Consider the following 22,572-nt stretch of genomic DNA (forward strand, 5'->3'; position numbering starts at 1 on the left):
CACTTGCTGATAAAAGTTGGGGAAATACAGGCTTTGTCCAGCCAGCTCATTCAGATGGGGTGTAACTTCCTGTCCGTCCACCTGCAATCCGATCAGAAAGTTCTGGAATGATTCGAGCTGGAGGACAATGACGTTGCGCCCCTTGGCTGCGCCCTGCTTCACAACAGAAGGTAATGCGGTCGTTTGTTTAATCTCATCGATATGATTCTGATTAATTTGATCAAGGGGCACGGGTTTATCTGGCCGATCCGCCAGGATGGTGTACGCTTCATATCCGAGAATCCCCATTTGCTCCGCCTGTGTAATTTCGCTCATGCTCGCCCGGTTGGGATATATGTTGAGCATGCACAGCACCATCGACAGGATCAGAATGACCGAGGCAATTCGTCTTCTGGCGCTTCGTTCAAGCGGCACTCTGCCTGGACGTTCAGTCCCGCCGAGCTTGATCCGGCGACGAATCAAAACCCCTGCGATAACCAGAATATCTGCAAAAATAAACAAATAATACGGATCAAGCAAAGAGAACATGCTGCTCTTGACCGAAGTTACCTGATTAACCTGTGCGAGCGCGTGATAATTGACGATGACACCATAATATTTGTAGTACATGATGGCTGCGAAGAAGATGCCCGATAGCACCAGATTTAGTCCGAGATATAGCCACATCCGGCGTTTGGCTGCGAACCACTCAATCAGACAGAAGCAGATCCAGATCAGCGGCAACTCTGTCAGCAGCGGTTTCCAGACGGGGATGTCATCGAAGATCACAATCCAGGCCAGAGAGCTTTTGATCATCATAATAACGGTGAACACTATAAACGGTCCGCTTAGAAACCGGGTGAGTGAATTGCGTGACAAGATACCGCCTTCCTTCCTTTCCGAAGTTTCATTTAACAAGTATTATGCTATCTCATGGCATGTCGTGTCAAAAGTAACTAAGTTCTTAATTGCTTAATTGCTTGTAGTTTGCAATTATTGGAATAAAGAGAGGTGGGCTTGGGTCATTCAGGACCTAGCATCTCCAAAAAAGCCTCTTCCTATTAAGGAGAGGCGGGAAGGGCTGTCATTTTGAAGTGCAAATGAACCTTGCCCAAAGCATGATCACAATACATTTGAAACTTGTACATCGAGGAGCATCGTATCAGGTTTGCTCCCGTTCATTTACTCTATGGTGAATGTCGTGACGAATGATGGTCTTGGAAACATGGTGGGCTTCTGTGCTGTCAGCCCTTCACTACTGCTGCGGTTGCGGTGAGCATGGTTATAGGCTTGGGACTGCTGCCAGTTTTTGAAATGATCTTCGGACTGCCAAAGGGTAAGCACGACATACGTATCATCCTTCAGCGGACGAAGCACACGAATACCGACAAAACCGGGTTCGTCTTCTACTTTGCGTGCACGGTTTTTGAAGCGTTCCTCGAAGTCGTTCCGTCCATCTTCTGTTACGGGTATATTGTTCAGAACAGCATAACCGCCGCCTGTCCAGGAGCCTGCGGCATCAAACGCTTCATACGCCGCCACGTTGTCGTCGGACTCAATGTTCATCAGACGTTCTGTCGATTCAATGGCCAAACGAACCTGTTCCTCGCTGCGCAAAGTCAGATGCGGATATGCAGCAAGTGCATCCGGAATCGGTGAAGGGACCAAATAGATATACATAGAAGCTGCCTCCTTATTTACGTACATTCTATATAAGTTTAACTACACTTTTACACGAGAACGTAGAGGACAGAAATAAGTTGGAGAAGCAAAGCTAAAAGCTTTCTGCAAGAAAGCTGCATCGTAAGCATAAGCTTCGCCTTTATCCCCAAATTTTAACCTTTGTAAAAATGAATCAAAAAAATCTGGGGATAACAGCGATCGGAAGAGTGTTCTGTCATCGGAGTGGAAGTGTAACATTAACTAGTTCAACTTATACACCCCAACATAGCATATGGGAAGGGGCGAGTCCAATCCGCTGACTAGCTGGTTTGAGCACGGCTTTTCGTGATAAAGTATAGAGACTACAATCAGAACGGGTGATCGCATGACAACCGCAATTCGAATATCAGTCAGGCCTTTGGTGGAATATGTGTACCGCAGTGGCAGCATACGTCCGGGGTTTCGCACCAATGCATCGATGCAGGAGGGAACTCGGATACATCAGCGAGTGCAGAAGGATTACACAGAAGAGGATCTGAAAGAAGTGGTTCTCGAAGTGGAACTGCAACATGGAGACTTGACCTACGTGGTGGAAGGCCGATGCGACGGGCTGATTCGTCTGGAGGGTCAGCTGACGGTGGATGAGATCAAATCGACTGCGGGAAACTTGGACGATCTGGGCGCCGGGGCCCCCGTACACTGGGCGCAGGCCATGATGTATGCCTATATGTACGCTGTTCAGTATGATGAACCCCGTATGCAGGTACAGCTTACGTACGTGCACACCGTGAGCAATGAAGAAAGACGGTTTCGGCGGATGCTGGAACGGCAGGAGCTTGAACAGTTTGCAGCAGAGCTGGTCGCTGGCTATGCGCCATATGCAGAGATGATTGTGGCTTATGAAGAGAAGCGCGATATAAGCGTGCGAGAGCTGCCTTTTCCTTTTCGTAAATACAGGGAGGGACAGCGTAAGCTGGCCGGAGCAGTATACAAGACGATTCGCGAGGGGCAGGGACTGATGGCGAAGGCGCCAACGGGTATTGGCAAAACGATGTCGGTACTCTTTCCCACGGTCAAGGCGATTGGTGAAGGGGAAGCCAAACGATTGTTCTATCTGACCGCAAGAACAACGACCCGAGTTGCGGCAGAAGAGGCTTTTGCCCGGATGCAGGCGGAAGGATTGAAGATGCATGTGATCAGTCTGACCGCGAAGGACAAGATCTGTTTCAAGGAAGAGGAAGCCTGTGATACGGGACAATGTGGCATGTGCGAAGGATATTATGACCGTATTAATGGGGCCGTGCTGGATATGCTGGAACATGAGACGTTAATGACACGCCCGGTTATTGAACAGTACGCGCGCAAGCATCGGGTTTGTCCGTTTGAATTTTCATTGGATGCTGCGTATGCAGCGGATGCGGTGATCTGCGATTATAACTATATTTTTGATCCGCGCATCTCTCTCAAACGCATGTTGGAGGAGCAGAAGCGTAAGACGGTTCTACTGGTCGATGAGGCGCATAATCTGGTCGATCGGGGCCGAATGATGTTTTCAGCAGAGCTGGAGAAGGCGGTCTTTCTGGATGTCAAAAGGGAATTCCAGGCGCTGGGCAGCAGTGTGACCGCTGCTAAAGCCATCGCAGATCGTACGGGTGCCATCGATAAATATTTGATCACGCTTCGCAAGAATGGCGGGGGAGAGGGCAAATTGCTGCAGCAGGAGGCGCCAGAGGAGCTGATTGAATTGCTGGAGCCTTTTGTCATGGTTGCGGAGCAATGCCTTGTTGAAGGCGGTTCGGGAAATGCGGAGACGGATGAATTGCTGCTGGAAGCCTATTTCACAGCACAGAATTTCCTGCGCATTGCCAAGCTGTACGATGAACGTTTCATTACCTATGCCGAATGTGTGCGAAGTGAAGTACGAGTGAAGCTGTTCTGCCTTGATCCATCCGTGCTGCTGCGACAGACTGCCAAAGGGTTCCGTTCCACGATTCATTTCTCTGCGACATTGTCACCCCTTGGTTATTACCGGGATATGCTAGGTGCGGAGGAAGAAGATTATACTTTGCGTATTCCTTCGCCTTTCCAGCGGGAGCAGCTGGATGTGAGATTGCTGCCATTATCGATTCGCTATCGGGACCGTGAACGTTCCAGACAGCCTATTGCCAATATGCTGCGCCAGCTTGTTGCCGAGTGGCCCCATAGCAACCTGCTTGTCTTCTTCCCATCCTATCCGTATATGCGAGAAGTACATGGGACGTATATGGAACAGCCGGGGGAGGCAGAAGTCGTAATGCAGGAGCAGGGTATGAGTGAAGAGGAACGGGAGGCGTTTCTGAACGCGTTCCAGCCCCATCCTGAACGAACACGATTGGTATTTGCCGTTATGGGCGGTGTATTTTCCGAAGGCGTGGATCTCCCCGGTGATCGCTTGAATGGAGTAGTGGTCGTCGGTGCCGGACTTCCCCAGATTGGACTGGAGAACAACGTGCTTCGTGATTATTATAGTCGGACAGGGCGCAATGGCTTTAATTATGCTTACATTTTTCCCGGAATGAACAAGGTGCTTCAGGCGGGAGGAAGGCTGATTCGTACGGAAGAAGACAAGGGTGTGCTGGTACTCGTGGATGATCGTTTCACCGAGGAGCCGTATCGTTCATTACTGCCTGAAGAATGGCAAGACTACAAGCGGATTTTACCCAATAATGATAAATAGTCAAAAAAAGATAACCATCTTTTTCAGATTTCTTTCCTTCGCATGATTGAAATAGGGGTCCAAAGGGTTATAACTTGGTTAGCAACCGAATGAACAACTGCGATTATATACCACTTCGCGGTCCGCTTCGAAAGCAATCAAGGAGGTCGGTTGGGAATGAAGAGAAATCATACGATGATGCAGTTTTTTGAATGGCACCTGGCCGCAGACGGAAACCACTGGAAGCGACTGGCCGAAATGGCGCCGGAGCTGAAATCCAAGGGAATTGATACGGTATGGGTGCCTCCCGTGACCAAAGCTGTTTCGGCTGAGGATACCGGTTATGGGGTATATGACCTGTACGATCTGGGCGAATTTGACCAAAAGGGCAGCGTCCGCACCAAATACGGGACTAAGCAGGAGTTGGTTGAGGCGATCGCCGAGTGCCAGAAGAACGGTATAGCCGTCTATGTGGATCTGGTGATGAATCATAAGGCTGGAGCGGATGAGACGGAAGTCTTTAAGGTGATTGAGGTCGATCCCAATGATCGATTGAAGGAAATCTCCAAACCGTTCGAAATTGAGGGCTGGACCAAATTTACGTTTCCTGGACGTGGGGACCAATACTCCTCTTTCAAGTGGAACGCTGAACATTTCAACGGCACCGACTTTGATGCCAAGGAGGAACGGAGCGGTGTGTTCCGCATCGCAGGTGAGAACAAGAACTGGAATCAGAATGTCGACGATGAGTTCGGCAACTATGACTACCTGATGTTCGCCAATATTGATTACAATCACCCGGATGTCCGGCAGGAAATGCTCCAATGGGGAAAATGGCTCATCGACACGCTTCAATGCGGTGGTTTCCGGCTGGATGCGATCAAGCATATCAACCATGAATTCATCAAGGAATTTGCGGCTGAGATGATTCGCAAACGGGGTCAGGATTTCTACATTGTGGGTGAGTTCTGGAACTCCAATCTCGATGCATGCCGTGAATTTCTGGATACGGTGGACTATCAGATTGATCTGTTCGATGTGTCCCTGCATTACAAACTTCATGAAGCCTCTCTGGCTGGCCGGGACTTCGATCTTTCCAAGATTTTCAATGATACCCTGGTGCAGACGCATCCAACGCATGCGGTAACGTTTGTCGATAACCATGATTCCCAGCCGCATGAAGCGCTGGAATCCTGGGTAGGCGACTGGTTTAAGCCGAGCGCATACGCGCTGACGCTGCTGCGTCGTGACGGTTACCCGGTTGTCTTTTACGGTGATTATTACGGCATAGGTGGCCCCGAACCTGTCGAGGGCAAGAAGGACATTCTGGACATTCTGATGTCAGCTCGTTACGACAAAGCTTATGGAGAGCAGGAGGATTACTTCGACCACGCGAACACGATTGGATGGGTACGTCGTGGGGTCGAAGAAATCGAAGGCTCCGGTTGTGCAGTAGTTATCTCGAATGGTGATGATGGTGAGAAAAGGATGTTTGTTGGCGAGCACCGTGCTGGCGAAGTCTGGACTGATCTCACGCACAGCTGTGAAGACAGCACTACCATTGAGAAAGACGGCTGGGCTACCTTCCATGTATGTGGCGGGGGCGTCTCCGTGTGGGCTCTCCCGGATCAGGGTGAGGAATCTGCCGCTCAATAAAACGTTGAGGATCATTAAATCTTCATATAGAATAGTAAACCACCTGAACTGGCGACCATCTGCCAGGCAGGTGGTTTTTTATGTTAGATGGACTAATCTTATTCGTGTTATCCTTATGTGGAATAATAAACCAATGTATCGATTGCTCTAACATCAATTAGTGATCGTCTTAGATAGATAATACCGAGGGGGGGAATCGGGTGAGTAGATTACTACACTTGGGGTTGTGGCTGCTTGTGATGGCGATTTGTCTGGGGGCTTGCAGTTTGGGAACAAACAAGGGGCCGAGGGGGGAACCGAAGCGAACGGATGATTATACGCTGAATACTGAGCGAAGGGATTTGACCCAGCGTTTGCTGAGAAACCCGGATTCCTTTCAGAAGCATTTGCCAGATGATTATAGCTTGACTGCTACTGTTAGAGTTAGTCATGAATCTGATCTAGACCGCATTATATATGAGATTTCTGTTAAAGAGGCCCGGGTACCGATGGTCAATGTGATACAGTCTTTTACACTTGATCCATCCTTGATGAATAGCATCAATGCCACAGAGCTTCTTAACTCCAATACTGGAAATACGCACGAGATTACCCTGGGGCCTGGAAAAGAACCGTTGGGATTGAGTTTAAGCAGAGATTATATTCTGAAGCCAAAAGCGGAGATCCACAGCAATATCATTAAAATATATGAGGATATGTACATTAAAATTTCCTACGGACCAAATGATCAGCGAACGGAAGATTACATTCATGTTAGAGCTGAACCATCTCCTGAAACTATTGAATATATGAAATCATGGAAAGAAGATCAGTAGAAAGGCAGCGCCCGATAAGCTCCTTCAAAGGAACCTGAATGGATGCTGCCTCTTCATTTTGGAGCTACATATGGCTCAAGTCGCGTGTTACACTGCCAGTTCAAACGATTCCAGCGTGCCTACCATTCTTAGATCATGTTCGCGGTTGAACTGTGCCCGTTTGTCCGCATCGGCGTATTCATCATGATAATGCATCAGCACGGTTTTCTGTCTTACTTCGGCAGGTAGCTGTTGCAGATCCTGCAGTGAGGTGTGTGATTTAATCACCAGATCATGCATATGACATTCATGGAAAATGAGCTGTACGTCTGCGGCGGCCTGCTGCACCCGCTCCTGATCTAGCGTGCTATCCGCGCTATAGTAGAAATAAGGCTTCGCAAGCAGGCCATTGCTGACCATACCCGGCACGTGTTGTGTTCGAAAAGTCTCAAACGTCACGCCCCCCAGCTCAAATGTGCCTCCATCCGGTAAAGGTACGATATCATAGTAGTCGCTCATCGTGCGCTCCCCATCGGTTGTATAACGCATGCCTGGGGATAAAATATTCCATAACGGATCAACCAGCTCTTCGTGGATAAACAGTTGTGGCTTGCGGTCGCCCACAATCTGTGCATAATATCCGAGCATCTGTACACCGTTAATATGGTCTTCATGCAGATGGGTAATAAACACATTGTGGATATCTGTCATTGGAAAGCCGTATTCTTTCAATGCTTTCGCATTCGACTCTGGAAAATCAATCACCAGATGTGTATCTCCGAACTCAGCCAGCATACTGTTGTGGTGCTGCTCCACGCTGAACATGTCTCCCGTACCGAGAAATGTAATTTTCATTGATTTCATCTCCTTCTCATGATCTTCAAATCAGCATAATTGCAATTAAAAACAGTATACCTTGTTCCAGGAAATATGCCTAAATCAACCTTTTGTGATAACGCTATCATTTTATATTGAACTTTGTGGGCAAACAGTGTAGCGTAAAGATTGGGAAGTGAACCCATATGAACGTAAACTCACCTAAAGGGAGCGTGCGAGGCGAATGAAATCTTTTCTGGATGAACAATTTTTGCTGCATAATGAAACGGCGATCAAGTTATATGAGGATTTTGCGAAAGACATGCCGATTATTGACTATCATTGCCATCTCAGTCCACAGGAAATCTACGAGAACAAAACATTCGGTAATATTACAGAGGCCTGGTTATACGGCGATCACTATAAATGGCGGCTGATGCGCGCAAACGGAATTGAGGAGCAGTACATTACGGGTGGAGAAGGCGTAACGGATTACGATCGTTTTCTGGCGTATGCCAAAACCGTGCCAATGATGATTGGTAACCCGCTGTACGCGTGGTCTCATCTGGAATTACAGCGTTATTTCGGTGTCTATGAAGTGTTGAATGAGGCGAGCGCCCCGGCCATCTGGGAAAAAGTAAAGGCGAAGCTGAACAGTGACGGATTCGGTGCACGTGATCTGATTACCAAATCCAAGGTCACCGTGGTATGCACAACCGATGATCCTTGTGATTCTCTGGAATATCACTTGAAAATTCAGGAGATTGAAGGATTCGATACAGCCGTACTGCCTTCTTTCCGTCCGGATAAAGGGTTGGAATTGAACCGTGATACCTTCTCGGAATGGGTGGGCAAACTATCACAGGCAGCTGGAACGGCCATTTCCGATTATGATTCATTCCTTGCTGCACTTGAATCCCGGGTGGAGTTCTTCCATTCTGTAGGTGGCAGAGTATCGGATCATGCACTGGATTATGTACCTTTCGGTGTGGCTACACGGGAGGAGGCAGGGGCTATATTTGCGAAGGCTCTCGCTGGGCAGAAGGTTAGCCGTGAGGAAGAGGACAAGTACAAGACGGTAACGTTGACTTTCCTCGGCAAACTGTACGCCGATCGTGGCTGGGTGATGCAGTTCCATATTAATGCTGCCCGCAACAATAACAGTCGGATGTTCGCCCAGCTTGGTCCGGATACCGGATATGATGCGGTGAATGATACACCGCTTTCCTCGGCAGTCATCGGCCTGCTGGATGCACTTGATCAGGAGCAGGCGTTACCGAAAACAATCCTGTATTCCTTGAATCCCCGGGACAATGAAGTGCTCGCAGCGATTATTGGCAGCTTCCAGGGTGGCGGCATTCCAGGCAAAATCCAGCTTGGTGCAGCCTGGTGGTTTAACGATACGAAGGACGGCATGCTCGCTCAAATGAAGGCGCTGGCGAATGTCGGTCTGATTAGCCGTTTTGTCGGTATGCTGACCGATTCCCGCAGTTTCCTCTCCTACACAAGACATGAGTATTTCCGCCGTCTGGTCTGCAATCTCATCGGTGAATGGGCCGAACAGGGTGAGGTACCACATGATATGGAACTGCTCGGACAGATCGTTCAAGGCATTGCCTACAACAATGCGAAGGAGTATTTCCCTTTTGCATCCGCACTGAAAACGGTCTCTGCTTCGCAGTCCTGATCCGGTAAAATAAACGTCTTTCTCGACTCATATAACCCGTCTCTTTCGGGTAATAAAATGCTCCCCTAATGTATTCGGGTTAAATTATCAACCTGACGACTTGAAGGGAGCTTCTTTCATGTGGGTCCATACCATTTATCTCATATCTATTCCAGTTCGGACAACAGCTGGGCATATAGAGCAGACACTTCAGCAGAAGGGCCTGTACCGATTTCCTGAAGCAACTGATTCGCAAAATGCGCGTACTGCTCGATCAGCGCCTCTCTGTTCTTCTGTGTAGTTAACGCCTGCATGAGCAGCATTAATGCTTCCTCGTCCAATTCGTTGCGAGAGAGGAGCTTCTTGAGTAAAAGGGTGGCTGAGCTGATGTCGCGTACTCTCAGCAGGGCCTGACATAATCGACGGGATAACGCGGTATACATGATCGACAATCGCTCGATCTCACTCCAGGCCCAGGTATAGACATTATCCCCGAATAAATCGCCCACATATAATTGCTCCAGTGTTCGCGCCTGTTCGATGTCCTCCTCAGATTGAATGACAGAAAGCATCTTACAACCCTCTTCAAAACGAAGGAAATCTACGGTGATATCCGTCAAATTCAGAGCGTAATGGTTGTTGTCCGTGTGAAGTACTTGTTTCAATCCGTACGCATCCAGCAGTTTACGTAGTTGATAGACCGTCGTATTGAGATAGACCTCCGCATTTTTCTGCGGCATGCTTCCAAAAATATCTTCAATCAGTCGTGCCCTGGACACCAGCCGGCCTTTATGAATGAGCAGATACGCGAAAAGTTCTGCGCTTTTGCTGGATTTCCATTTGGTTTTGATTCCTTGGGGACTCTGAATTTCAATTCTCCCCAGTCCATTGAATTCGACAGACTGAGCCTGTGACACCTCCGTGGTCTCAGCTACCTGGCTTTTACGCCATTCCTCAAGGGCCCGGTGAACAGTCTGCTGAAGTCTATTCTGATCCACAGGTTTAATCATATAGTCAAAGGCGAAGACATCAAAAGCAGATAAGGCATATTCCTTGTGAGAGGTGATAAAGACGATTCGTGTCTGTTTTCCCAGCTTTCGCAGCCCCTCTGCAAATTCGAGTCCGCTCTCCCTAGGCATGTTGATATCTACAAAAATCAAGTCTACCTCATGATCGGCCATATATGCTGTTGCGGCCGTGGTATCCAGAAATGCGCCCACAATCTGGACTTTCCCGATCTTGGCCAGCATTTTTTTCATAATAAGATGCATGGCTTTCTCATCATCCACCAGAATGACTTTCATGCGCCAATCCCCGCCTTCATAGAGAATAGTGGCTGTGCTGTTGAGGGTTCAGGAGGAACCGGAACGGAAAAGTAGAAATTGCTGCCCTGTGAGAGTTTGCTGTCAAACCAGATCTCGCCACCGTTCAAGCGCACGAACTCTCTGCACAGATTCAATCCAAACCCGATCCCTCGTTCTCCAGCTGTACCTGTGGCTGACATCGGATACTCGTCCTGTAGAAGAGATCGGGCTTGTTCGTCCGAGATGCCTTTCCCTGTATCGCTGACCGATATCACAATATGCTGATCCACCCGTTCAGCGTGTAATGTAATTTGCCCTCCCGAATTGGTGAATTTGATACTGTTGGATAACAGGTTTCGAAGGATTAGATCGAGCATATCCTTGTCTGCATAAACGGAGATCCTCGACGAAATGTTTGAAATGATCTGAATCTGCTTATTTTCACTGCGCAAGCGAAGCAGACGAATGCTCGCTTCAACGGAATGGGTCAGGTTCCGCTCCACTGGATGAAAGACCTGGCCTCCGCCCTGACTGCGAAACCATTCGAGCAGTCCTTCCACCAAAGCGAACGTATTCTGGATCTGTTGCCTCATCTCCTGAACAATCTCCTCCGAATCCCCGCCGAAGTCCTGTATTTCTTCTTCGAGCAAATCCATCAGATTGACAAGAACGGCAATGGGATCACGAATATCATGGGCGACCACACTGAACATTCTGTCCTTGAATGTGTTCAATTCAGTTAGTTGTCTGGCATTATCCCGAAGCTTATCCTCTGCCCGGATGGCTTCAGTCACATCGCTGATCAACAGCATTCTGCCGATGGGTTTCCCGCCGCGGTGGGTTACCAGAGAAAAATGCACATTATAAAACTTGTTACTTTGCCCGCCGGATAGCTGAACTTTGCTGGCAAAAGAGGGTTGCTCAATCAATTTCTCCAGTAGCAGTGGGTAATCAGCAAGGACAAGACTTGCAGGCTGACCAATATTTTTGGGGTGAAGCCCCTCAATAACTCCACGTGCAGAGCGATTGAAGCTGGTTAATACGTGGTCCAGATCAAAGACAATGACAGCATCCTGCATGGACTCGAACACCTTTTGCCAAGCCAGTGGAGCCAAACGAAGCATGTTGAATTGAAAGATTCCCCACATATAGAAGACACCCGAGATGATAAAGCCGAAAGGTGAGATATCGATGGGTGAATGGAGCACGCCACTTAAGTAAACAAGAGAAAAACCGAATGGCCCCCAGGAGCCAATTATCATCAGTGCGATTTGCTTTTTCATGCGTGGTATAGCACGGCGGAACATCTGTATAAGGAAGAAAACACCAATAAAAAACAGCGTGTAGGAGAACAGGACATGAACCTGATATAAGGGCCCTTTCTCAAAAGAGAACAGAGGGAAACCTGCGGAGTTATCGATCATCATACTCTTGTAGTACAGGTGGTGCCACTCATTGGTAATATGTGCGATAAACGTAAAGAGAGGTACAATTAGCAGCAATATAACGTTACGCTTACGTACCCATGCTTCTCGGCCCGTATATTGCAGGACCATGAGAAAGAAAAAGACGGGGCCGAGCAGGATGCCGATATATTCGATTCGAAGCCAGAATCGGATATGGTCCAGATTCCCGCTAACGATTTCAAACGCGTATCCGAATGTATAAAAGGAACTGACAAACATCCCGAGGCCGTAACTAACGGCAATGGGCAGGTTCCTTCTTTTGTAGGAGAGGTAAGCCAACATTAAAGAACAGCAGGTTGCAGCCATCAGCAGTGCAGATAAGTACAGATTATAGTTCATAGATGAGCCGCCTTTAATCAAGTCATATTCTTGCATAATATGCTTCCAATTTTATCAGAAAGAGAGTCAAAAACATATGTGTTTGAAAGGGGCATTTAAATTTTATTTGTTTGAAAAAAGCCCGCTCTGCCTTCGAGAGGCCGAGCGGACTGATGTGATTCTAGACTTATTGGATCGAGTCCAATAGTGTACCAAGCTCGGGGGTGGATTGGAGCACTCGCAGCACAATCGTCAGTGCTTCAGCACGGGAGGCTGAGTTCGAGGGATGGAACTCTCCTTTTCCGTCTCCTGTGATGATTCCGGCTGCAGCAGCCTGCTGAAGTTGCTCTTTATTCCAGGTCTGTTCAAGGTCCGTGAAGACAGGGGCTTCCGTCGTGATTACATTCGTCAGATCCATAATGCGGGAAATGATGGCGATCATCTCGGAACGCTTAATCTCCTGGTTTGGCTTAAATGTTCCGTCGGGGTAGCCCGACAACACGCCCTTACCTTGCAGGGAACGAATGGAAGCTTCCGCCCAGTGACCGGACACATCACTCATTGCACTGCCTTGGCTGCTGGACAGATCAAATACTTTGGCGATCAGCGTTGCAAACTCGGCACGTGTGATGCTGGCGTTCGGGTGGAAGGAGCCATCGGCATACCCTGTTACGACTCCCAGCTTCAAGAAGGTATTCACTGTCGTTGCAGCCCAGTGTGTGCTTGTATCCGATAATTGTACAGCGGGACTGGACTGTGCTGCTTTAATTTTTTGGTTGAGGCTCGTCATAAGGTTATCCAAATTCACGACCTGCTCGTTGAATTTCGGCCCTGGTACAACGGTTGGTGTGGTAGTTGGCTCGGGAGTCGGCTCTGGCTTTACGACAGGTGTTGGTGCTGGTGTTGGGGTGGTGGTCGGCGTTGAGCTTGAACCGCCACCTGAACTACCTCCAGTACCTCCACCTGAGTTGCCTCCGGTACCACCATTGTTGATCGCGGTGATCTCAACGGTTTTGGTTCCGGACACGCCTGAAAGATCTGCTGCTTTGGCTTGAACCAGAACGGTTCCTGCGGAAGTTCCAGTCAGTACTCCGTTCGTATCAATGGTCGCTTTGCCTGTTCCGTTCTGTACTGTCCATACAATCGAACGATTGGTAGCATCGGCTGGCAGAATACTTGCAGTAAGCGGAGTAGATTGGCCCGCTTGAACGGAATTGCTTCCACTCACCGCAATGGAATTCACCAGAATGGGAATTGGCGTGATCGTGACTCGAACACTGCCAACGACTCCGCTACCATCTGTTGCAGTAGCCTGTACCAAGACGGTTCCCAGATCTCCGGCGGTAAGCAAACCTGTCGTAGCGTCAATGGTTGCTGTTCCTGTCTCGTTAATTACAGACCAGGTTACGGTAGGGTTAATCGCGTCTAATGGCATAATTTCAGCATTCAAAGTCATGGTTTCACCTGTTTGAAGCGAATAGACTTCGTTAGGACTAGTTACTTTCACATCGGTTACTATGGATAACAAATTATCGGTAAGTAAAGTCGAGCCGGAGTATACGCTAATAGGCTTTGTAATGGGTACCGATTTGATTGCAAAAGTCACAAGTCCTCCACCCTGTGTAAAGTATGAATATCCATTTTTAACTGATTGATCACCATAGACGTTCAGGCTATGAAACTCCAGGTTTGGATCGTCTCCATGCATGAAGATTTCGGTTTGGTTGTTAACGAGTTGATTTTGATTATCGTATACAGCCACCGTATAACTTAGATATCCTGGATAGTTGGGAGACGCCTCGGGTGCTTTAGTTAGCTTAACATGATCTGCGGCAGTTGCTGGTTTGGTATTTGGAATGTTCACAAGTTGAATTCGGTTACCATCTGCATTACCGGAAGGGTAACCAGTCTGAGGAACCCAAGCTATTCCATCCGCTTGAGCATATCCCCCAACGATCTTTTTATCAATATCCATCATAGTTTCTATACTGCTGTTATCTCCGATATCTGGAACCTGTACAACTTCTCCAGTTGAATATCGGAAGAATAGCTGGGTACCTTCACTCGGTTTTCCAGTGGGATATTCAACTACGATGGAGCTTCTGTTGGTTACACAGCCGCTTAGCAAGGCGGCAAACAAAGCCAGCACCAAGCCTGTTTTTCCTATTGTAAATCTGTTCATTTAGAACCTTCATCTCCTTCAAATTGTGACTAATTGCTTTTAAAACAAGTATATCTGCCGCCAATGACGGCAAAATGACAAACCCATTACCCCAAGCCAATGTAGGCTCTTGGGGGTGTTTAATTTACCTGTGAATTTGCTGTTTGACATTCAACTTTCGCAGGAATATACTTAGTACACCTAATTAATTGATTGGCTATTTAATTGGAATACTATTTAATAGATATCCTATGATGTTGGGTCTCTATGGAATGATAATAAAGGGGGGGACATCGATGACTGGTATAAATCCGGTCGCCCAGAAAGTTTTATACTCCATCATGCAGTTTAGTAAAGGCAAATGGAGGCAGCATAAACCTCATGGGCGCAATCATAATGAAATTATGGTACTGGGCAGTTTGCTTCATGGCATGCATCCGGGAGAACGGTTGAACTGGAAGGACAATCCGCCTGATTTCAATGACACAATCCAATCGAATCATCCAGGATTGAAAGTCTCGGAAATTAGTGCTTTATTGCGCGTGAAATCTCCGACGATTACGCCTGTCATTCGTGGGCTTGAGGACGAGGGACTGGTTAAGCGAACCATGGACCCGGAGGATCGCCGCGCAGTTCGGATTACGATTACTGAAGCAGGCCGTGAAATTATTCGGGCGGCTCATCAGGAGCGCATGGAGATTTTCAATAAGCTTGTTGAGCATCTGGGTGAGGAAGACAGTCTTCAATTAGCAGAGTTGTTAACCAAGGTGTACACCTTTTTTGATACACGAGTTTCTCAACAGACAGATACGTCTACAGAAGGAGATGATAAGCCATGATGAAACTGTTTCGCATGCTTAAGCCATACCGAATCCCCATTTTCTTCATATTGGGTCTGGTGCTGTTACAGTCGTTAGCTGAACTGTATTTGCCGACCCTGATGGCGGATATCGTGAATGACGGCATAGTAAAAGGGAATGTTCCTTATATCTGGCAGATTGGTGGCTGGATGCTGGTAATTGCTATAGCAGGCACAGCTTGTTCCGTAACTGCCAGTTACCTTTCTTCCCGCACAGCGGGTGGATTTGCCAAAAAACTGCGCAGCAGAGTGTTCCGCCATGTGGAGAACTTTTCGCTGCAGGAATTTGATAAATTGGGTACAGCCTCGCTGATTACCCGTACTACAAATGATATTACGCAGGTTCAGAACGTATTAACGATGATGCTGCGCATGATGGTTATGGCTCCGATGATGTGTATCGGTGGTATCTTCATGGCGGTATCCCAGGATGCCAAATTATCAACCATCTTCCTGGTTGTCTTGCCTGTGCTGGCGGGAGCCATTGCACTGATTGGTGCGAAGGGTCTGCCTTTGTTCAAACAAATTCAGAAAAAGCTGGACCGACTCAACCTGGTCCTGCGTGAGCAATTAACAGGGATTCGTGTGGTTCGTGCCTTTAATCGTGGGGAGCATGAACGTGCCCGATTTAACGGAGCCAATACGGATCTGCGAGACGTTTCCATTAAAGTGAATGTGCTCATGGCGACATTAATGCCTGTCATGATGCTGGTCATGAACTTTTCGATGATTGCCATCCTTTATTTTGGTGGACAGCGTATCGACAGCGGAAATATGAATATTGGTTCACTGATTGCGTTTATTCAGTATGCGATGCAGATCATGTTCTCTCTCATTATGGTCTCCATTATCTTTGTCATGATTCCAAGAGCTTCGGCTTCAGCAGAGCGGATCAACGAAGTATTGGATATGCAGCCGGATCTGAGCAACCCTGAGCAGCCTCGCAGCATGAGTGCATTGCAAGGTACGATCGAGTTCGATAACGTGACATTCCGTTATCCGGGTGCGGAAAATGCTGCGTTGTCAGGTATTTCATTTACGGCACGCCCAGGTGAGACCACAGCCATTATTGGGGGTACGGGCTCAGGGAAATCTACATTGCTCAGTCTCATTCCACGTTTCTATGATGTAACGGAGGGCAGTGTACGGTTGAATGGAACAGATGTCCGTGAGCTTCGGCAGGAAGATCTGCGGGCCAAAATCGGGTTTGTTCCGCAAAAGGCGGTCCTTTTCACCGGAACAATTGCGGAGAATATCCGCCACGGGAAGGATGACGCCACGATGGAGGAAATTGTTCGAGCCGCTCAAACGGCCCAAGCAGAGAACTTTATTACGGAAATGAAGGACGGTTACGACAGCATCATTGCGCAGGGAGGCAACAACGTATCTGGTGGACAGAAGCAGCGTTTGTCCATTGCACGCGCATTGGTACGCCGTCCGGAAGTATATATTTTTGACGACAGCTTCTCGGCTCTCGATTTCAAAACCGATGCCAAACTTCGTGCTGCCATGAAGTCCGAAACGACTGAAGCAGCAGTGCTTATTGTGGCTCAGCGCGTAAGTACGGTTATGGATGCGGATCGCATTCTGGTTATGGATGAGGGACGGATTGTCGGTTCAGGAACACATAAAGAGCTGCTGGAGCACAATGAAGTGTATCGCGAGATTGTATCCTCCCAGCTGACAGAGGAGGAGATCGCATGAGTGAACGTACAGAACGCAAGTCACCTCGTCCCCCTGGCGGACCGGGTCATCCGGGAGGCGGAATGGGCATGCGGCCTCCCGTGGAAAAAGCGAAAGATTTCAAAGGTACACTGCGGCGCTTGATGCGGTATCTTCAGCCCCACAGCTATCGTTTGCTGGGTGTGCTGGTCGCTGCCATTCTAAGCACCGTATTCAGCATTATCAGTCCGAAGGTCATGGCGGAAGGAACGGATATTCTCAGTAAAGGCGCTATTGCCATCCTTCAGGGTGTGCAGGGGGCCGGCATTGATTTTCCTGCCTTGATGAAAGTCTTGTATCTGCTTGTGGGGCTCTATCTGTTTAGTGCAGCTTTCATGTACATTCAGCAATACCTTATGGCTGGTGTAGCTCAGCGAGTTGTGTATGATATGCGTGAGCAGATCAGCGCCAAGGTTGGACGTCTACCACTGAAATATTTTGACTCCCGTACCCACGGGGAAACATTAAGCCGGGCGACTAACGATGTGGACAACATCAGTAATACGCTCCAGCAAAGTTTGGCACAGTTCATTACATCTATAGTCACCATTGTTGGGGTTATCATCATGATGTTGACCATTAGTCCGTGGATGACCCTCATTACCATTTTGACACTGCCGTTAAGTGTAGTTGTTGTTATGCTGGTGGCATCCCGTTCGCAAAAACACTTTGCAGGCCAGCAGAAATCTCTTGGTGAACTGAATGGGCATGTTGAGGAAATGTACACCGGGCACAAGGTGGTCAAAGCCTTTGGACGCGAAGAACATTCGGTAGAGCAGTTCGAAAAAGTCAACGAAGAACTGTATGAGTCCGGTTGGAAAGCTCAGTTTATCTCGGGTATTATCATGCCGCTGATGACGTTTGTAGGTAACCTTGGTTACGTGCTGATCTGTGTGGTCGGCGGGATCTTTGTTACGCGTGGTACCATCTCCATCGGGGATATTCTCGCATTCACTCAGTACTCCCGTCAGTTCACTCAGCCGATTAACCAGATTGCCAACATCTCGAATATCATTCAGTCCACGATCGCTTCGGCGGAGCGGGTATTTGAATTGCTGGATGAAGAGGAAGAGGTTCCAGAGTCTTCGAAACCAGTACAATTGCAGCAGCCACAGGGTGCGGTTGCATTCCATGGTGTGAATTTTGGATATAAAGCGGATGAGTTACTCATTCAAAATATGAATATTGATGTAAAACCGGGACAGACGGTAGCTATTGTTGGGCCGACTGGAGCGGGGAAAACAACGCTGATCAATCTCCTGATGCGTTTCTACGAAATTCAGGATGGTCAAATTACGATTGACGGCGTTAATATCGTGGATATGGAACGCGGCAAGCTGCGCAGCCTGTTTGGGATGGTGCTTCAGGACACATGGCTGTTCAACGGAACGATCCGTGACAACATTGCCTATGGCCGAGAAGGTGCAACGGAAGAAGAAGTCCTCAAGGCAGCCGATGCGGCCCATGCCGATCACTTCATTCGTACCTTGCCTGATGGATATGACACGGTGCTGAATGAAGAAGCATCGAACATTTCCCAGGGTCAGAAGCAATTGCTGACGATTGCGAGAGCGATTCTGGCGAATCCGGCCATTCTGATTCTGGATGAAGCGACGAGCAGTGTCGATACGCGGACCGAAGTGTTCATCCAGAAAGCGATGAATGATCTGATGAAGGATCGCACCAGCTTCGTCATTGCCCACAGATTGTCCACCATTCGTGGAGCCGACCTGATTCTTGTCATGGATCATGGTAACGTGATTGAGCAGGGTAATCATGAGGAACTGATGGAGAAACAGGGCTTCTATGCTGATCTGTATAACAGTCAGTTCACGGAGCAACAGCCACAGGCGATCTGATTGTTGGCAGCGTTAAAAATAGCCGGGCACCCTCTGGGTGATCCCGGCTATTTATTTGTGAATGGTGTGATTTGTGGGAAAGAGGCAGTGTGTCATGCGAAGCAATGTACGATGCAAGGTATGGTGCCTTGTCTCCCAACGCTAACGAATCGAGGACACCTTATAGTGGGAATTAGCGTGAAATGCCAAAGCTAACGAACTGGAGACACGATAATGCACAGAAGAGTAGTAAAAAGCGGCCAAAGGGAGCACAGAATGAAGAAATAAAAGCGTCTGAGGTTCGTTACACTGCCGGAATGGTGGAGATGATCCAAATAAAGCGTGCTCGATTCTTTAAACGTTCATCCACAGATGATCGTCATTATAACACCCGTTTCTTGGTGAAAAGAAATGCGACACATCATTCAGAGAAAGGTCCTATGTACATTCTTGGCTACAGATTACGATACGTTCAAGGAGATTATGGCTGCATCAACAGGTAAAAGAGACGATGCTGAGAGCAAAGTTGAACAACGAAAAGGGACGAAGCGGTGTAAACCTCTGCTTCGTCCCTTTTTCGTTGTATAGGTTTTTTCTTCATCTTGTTATCAGTCTTATCCACATACGATGTTGCAAGTGTCTAAGAGACAATTCGATTTATCATATGGGCACTGTAAATGGGGAATATAACGAATCATTTATTTATTTCTTACTGATCGTCAGACTCCTTCGCAGGTGCATCTGCGTTGTCGCCAGATGACGTCTTTACTTCCAGCTTCCCATCTTCGTTTGTCTCCTCAAGCGCAGAAGGTGCCGGCTCGCCCGGTATCAGTTCACGCTGCTCGATCATGCGTTTCACGACCTCATAACAGTCATCAACATGTTTGTTGCCGACATAACGCATGGCCGTGAAGCTGAGCGCGGCAGCCAATCCCTGACCTGCAAACGGAACAAATTTGGCGACGGATTTGGTGGCTACGCGTACTCCGACCCTTTTCAGAACCTGCACCACCAGTTCCTTGGTGATCATACGTCCAATGACTTTGCTTCCGATAGACATGACGAATCCGTAAATCATGGATTTGGTCTCTGGGTCCATACCATCAAGCTGCTTCTGCGATAATCCGAATTTATTGTTAATGGCAGGCAATAGCTGCATGAGCATCCCCACATCGGCCAGTACGTCTGTACCGGGCAGAGGAACGAGTGTTGTACCGGCGGAAGCGGTAGCTCTCTTTTTGACCATGGTGCGGCATTCCTTGCGAACTTGCTCCAATTGTTCCAACGTTGCCGGAATCATAGGGAATCCCTCCATTCGTATATGGTATAGATATAACCGTTTTGAATCGTTTTGAATGGTGTTTATTACAGTAGAAATTGGTGACCTTGGCATATGAGTGTAAAGTAACCTTTTTTCTCAACCATACGTCTAGTAAAAAAAGGAAATCAGTGAATTGCTAAGACGGGTATCTGAGTATTACGGATGAGGGGGGATTACGATGCATGCACGGTTAGGAGTATTACTGTTATTATGCTGTATAACTGGGCTGATCATTACGAGCTGTTCAGCAAAGGGGGACCCGAACAAGATGCAATTCAATTCGAATCAGGAGCTATCCGAGGCAGAACGAAATGCTGCCCTGAAAGAGATCGAACCCGAAAGAATCCAAGCCATGAACACCATGGGGCTGAACATTCTTCAACAGATGGGTACAAAAGATAAGACTGACGGAAATAATCTGCTGATCTCTCCTTACAGCATTGCGGCGGCGATTGGCATGGCATATAACGGTAGCGTAGGTGAGACTAGGCGAGAGATGGCAGAGGTAATGGGATGGTCGGGGCTAGAAATGGAGCAAGTGAATGCTTCTCAAGCGGCTTTGCAGCAGTTGTTGACCCATCCGGGAAAAGGCATACAGATCGGTATAGCGAACTCCATGTGGATGAAGGACGGAATCCCGGTAGAGGAAACGTATCAAACAACCGTACAGCAAACTTATGAAGCCGAGATCAGGACGTTAAATGGACAACCAGCACAAGCAAAGGAAGAGATCAATCAATGGGTGAAGCAGCACACCGAAGGCATGATTCCAAACTTGATGCAGGAGCCGCCTGAAAAGGAGGCCCTAATGATTCTAGTGAATGCCATTGCATTTGATGGAAACTGGATGGATGAGTTTGACCCGGAGTACACGACGGACGAAGAGTTCAAGCTGGTAAATGGAAAGGACCTGTCTGTGCGGATGATGCATCAGACAAAGCAGTTCCAATACTCGGAGAAAGAGGACTGGCAGGCGGTTAGGCTGCCTTACGGAGATGGCCAGATGCATCTGCTTGTCGTTTTGCCGCGAGAGGGGCGTGCGCTTGATGAGATTCAGCAGCAGTTGCTGGATGACCATGAACGGCTGGATACCGGTTCTGAATACAGGTTGGTGGAGCTGTCCTTGCCGCGTTTCCGTGCGGAGTATGGCATTAATTTGAAAGAGACTTTGCAGCAGATGGGTATGAAAAAGGCTTTTGACCCTTACGCAGCAGATTTTAACAAAATGATTCCATCAGGTCCGAATTGGCAAGCATACATTGGTCAGATACAGCATCGTGCGGTGATGGAGGTTAACGAGCAAGGTACCGTAGCCGCTGCTTCAACAATGGTGGGAATGGCGGCTGGAAGTGCTCCGCCAACTGATCCGGTGAAGATGGAGGTGAATCGTCCATTTATGATGGCTGTAGTAGATAAGGATACAGGTGCATGGGTGTTCGCTGGATCTATTTACCACCCGGACCCGCTTGAGAAAAATTAAGCGATGTAGAGTGTTCCTTCCAAACCGTTCTTTCATGAAATGGATGGGCCGGAGGCAAACGATATGAATGGGATTTAAATATGAAAACACCCGCCTAGCTTCGGTGCGGGCGGGTTAATTTTTCTAACCGGGTATGGTTGTTGATCCGCGGTTTTTTCTTTTTGAACAGCTAAATGGACTAATCGTTAACTTTCCACTGACTGATTGCTAACATTGCTGACGTGCCGCTCTCGGAATTCATTCTCCAGTATGCTCATCTGAATGGCATCGTGATATTGATGATGGTAATACAAAGCATCCCGCTTCACGCCTTCGCGCTGAAATCCGAGCTTCTCATATGTGCGAATCGCACGCTGATTGAAGGCGTAGACTTCGAGTTCGATCCGATGCAGATTGCAAGTACCAAAACCATAGTCCAGCATGAGAAGAATCGCTTCACTACCATAACCTTTACCTTGGTGCTCTGTGTTATCGATGGCGATCCGAATGTGCGCACTCCGATTTTTGGTATGCATGTCCATTAGGGCAATATCGCCGATGACCTGGTCATTATCCTGCAAGGCAATCAGCAGCATTAAGCGTGAGTCATCTTGTGCTGCGTTTTCAATGTAACGTTCTACTTGAGGACGGGTGAAGCTGTTTTGTGTCCCGGTAAGTCTGCGCATCTCGGCGTCAAACAATCCGGGGAAATAGGCATCAACGTCAGTCGATTCAAAAGGACGCAGATAGATGCGCTTCGTTTCCAACAGACGTGGGATGCGTGGGGATGGTGTTGGTTGGGACATAGGTTATTCCTCCTATGGGTTCAAATCGTTGCTTAACAAATCGAGTCGGG

Annotated in this window: 16 protein-coding genes; 8 read left to right on the forward strand and 8 right to left on the reverse strand. The window is 48.1% G+C overall.

The features are described from left to right. On the reverse strand, positions 1–858 hold an 858-nt coding region (locus AMS66_RS34065), incomplete at its 3' end, for an LTA synthase family protein (RefSeq protein ID WP_407944565.1). A gap of 303 nt (positions 859–1,161) precedes the next feature. After that, complete coding sequence (locus tag AMS66_RS21420; protein WP_053782707.1) at positions 1,162–1,659, reverse strand: antibiotic biosynthesis monooxygenase family protein; 498 nt, start codon at positions 1,657–1,659, stop codon at positions 1,162–1,164. Between the two features lie 367 nt (positions 1,660–2,026). On the opposite strand from AMS66_RS21420, the gene AMS66_RS21425 reads away from it, so the two are divergent. The 3 genes from AMS66_RS21425 (at position 2,027) to AMS66_RS21435 (ending at position 6,807) form a co-directional block, all read left to right on the forward strand. Next, positions 2,027–4,357, forward strand: coding sequence for an ATP-dependent DNA helicase (locus tag AMS66_RS21425; RefSeq protein WP_053782708.1), 2,331 nt, complete (start codon positions 2,027–2,029; stop codon positions 4,355–4,357). Between the two features lie 156 nt (positions 4,358–4,513). Continuing rightward, positions 4,514–5,992 (forward strand): alpha-amylase, encoded by a 1,479-nt coding sequence (locus AMS66_RS21430; RefSeq protein ID WP_053782709.1) that lies wholly within the window; start codon positions 4,514–4,516, stop codon positions 5,990–5,992. Positions 5,993–6,192: 200 nt separating this feature from the next. After that, complete coding sequence (locus AMS66_RS21435) at positions 6,193–6,807, forward strand: hypothetical protein (RefSeq protein WP_144424563.1); 615 nt, start codon at positions 6,193–6,195, stop codon at positions 6,805–6,807. Positions 6,808–6,894: 87 nt separating this feature from the next. Here the strand turns inward: AMS66_RS21435 and AMS66_RS21440 are convergent, their stop codons facing one another. After that, complete coding sequence (locus AMS66_RS21440) at positions 6,895–7,641, reverse strand: MBL fold metallo-hydrolase (RefSeq protein WP_053782711.1); 747 nt, start codon at positions 7,639–7,641, stop codon at positions 6,895–6,897. 205 nt (positions 7,642–7,846) lie between these two features. On the opposite strand from AMS66_RS21440, the gene uxaC reads away from it, so the two are divergent. Further along, the gene (gene uxaC / locus AMS66_RS21445; RefSeq protein ID WP_053782712.1) at positions 7,847–9,289 is read left to right on the forward strand and encodes a glucuronate isomerase; all 1,443 of its coding nucleotides are present in this window, start codon (positions 7,847–7,849) and stop codon (positions 9,287–9,289) included. 146 nt (positions 9,290–9,435) lie between these two features. Here the strand turns inward: uxaC and AMS66_RS21450 are convergent, their stop codons facing one another. The 3 genes from AMS66_RS21450 to AMS66_RS21460 all read right to left on the reverse strand — a co-directional run bounded on the left by AMS66_RS21450 (position 9,436) and on the right by AMS66_RS21460 (position 14,538). Continuing rightward, a complete protein-coding gene (locus AMS66_RS21450) occupies positions 9,436–10,572 on the reverse strand; it encodes a response regulator (protein WP_053782713.1) in 1,137 nt (378 codons plus the stop codon). Continuing rightward, entirely contained in the window at positions 10,569–12,377 is a 1,809-nt protein-coding gene (locus AMS66_RS21455; protein ID WP_160319724.1) for a sensor histidine kinase, read from the reverse strand. The genes AMS66_RS21450 and AMS66_RS21455 overlap by 4 nt, the downstream gene beginning before the upstream one ends. 166 nt (positions 12,378–12,543) lie before the next feature. Then, the gene (locus AMS66_RS21460; protein ID WP_053782715.1) at positions 12,544–14,538 is read right to left on the reverse strand and encodes an S-layer homology domain-containing protein; all 1,995 of its coding nucleotides are present in this window, start codon (positions 14,536–14,538) and stop codon (positions 12,544–12,546) included. Between the two features lie 275 nt (positions 14,539–14,813). Here AMS66_RS21460 and AMS66_RS21465 point away from each other — a divergent pair, with 275 nt between their 5' ends. Genes AMS66_RS21465 through AMS66_RS21475 form a run of 3 tightly spaced genes read left to right on the forward strand, consistent with a single transcriptional unit; the run spans position 14,814 to position 18,957 of the window. Continuing rightward, positions 14,814–15,356 (forward strand): MarR family winged helix-turn-helix transcriptional regulator, encoded by a 543-nt coding sequence (locus tag AMS66_RS21465; RefSeq protein ID WP_053782716.1) that lies wholly within the window; start codon positions 14,814–14,816, stop codon positions 15,354–15,356. Further along, the gene (locus AMS66_RS21470) at positions 15,353–17,080 is read left to right on the forward strand and encodes an ABC transporter ATP-binding protein (RefSeq protein WP_053782717.1); all 1,728 of its coding nucleotides are present in this window, start codon (positions 15,353–15,355) and stop codon (positions 17,078–17,080) included. Before AMS66_RS21465 ends, AMS66_RS21470 begins: the two co-directional genes overlap by 4 nt. Then, positions 17,077–18,957, forward strand: coding sequence for an ABC transporter ATP-binding protein (locus tag AMS66_RS21475; protein ID WP_053782718.1), 1,881 nt, complete (start codon positions 17,077–17,079; stop codon positions 18,955–18,957). The genes AMS66_RS21470 and AMS66_RS21475 overlap by 4 nt, the downstream gene beginning before the upstream one ends. Before the next feature lie 688 nt (positions 18,958–19,645). On the opposite strand, the gene AMS66_RS21485 is transcribed toward AMS66_RS21475, so the two are convergent. Beyond that, positions 19,646–20,236 (reverse strand): hypothetical protein, encoded by a 591-nt coding sequence (locus AMS66_RS21485; RefSeq protein ID WP_053782720.1) that lies wholly within the window; start codon positions 20,234–20,236, stop codon positions 19,646–19,648. A 289-nt stretch (positions 20,237–20,525) separates the two neighbouring features. Here AMS66_RS21485 and AMS66_RS21490 point away from each other — a divergent pair, with 289 nt between their 5' ends. Then, on the forward strand, positions 20,526–21,737 hold the full coding sequence (locus AMS66_RS21490; protein WP_053782721.1) for a serpin family protein: 1,212 nt from the start codon (positions 20,526–20,528) through the stop codon (positions 21,735–21,737). A gap of 185 nt (positions 21,738–21,922) precedes the next feature. On the opposite strand, the gene AMS66_RS21495 is transcribed toward AMS66_RS21490, so the two are convergent. Next, a complete protein-coding gene (locus AMS66_RS21495) occupies positions 21,923–22,522 on the reverse strand; it encodes a GNAT family N-acetyltransferase (RefSeq protein WP_053782722.1) in 600 nt (199 codons plus the stop codon). Positions 22,523–22,572: the final 50 nt, after the last annotated feature.

The sequence above is a fragment of the Paenibacillus xylanivorans genome, from assembly GCF_001280595.1.
Classification (GTDB): Bacteria; Bacillota; Bacilli; order Paenibacillales; family Paenibacillaceae; genus Paenibacillus; species Paenibacillus xylanivorans.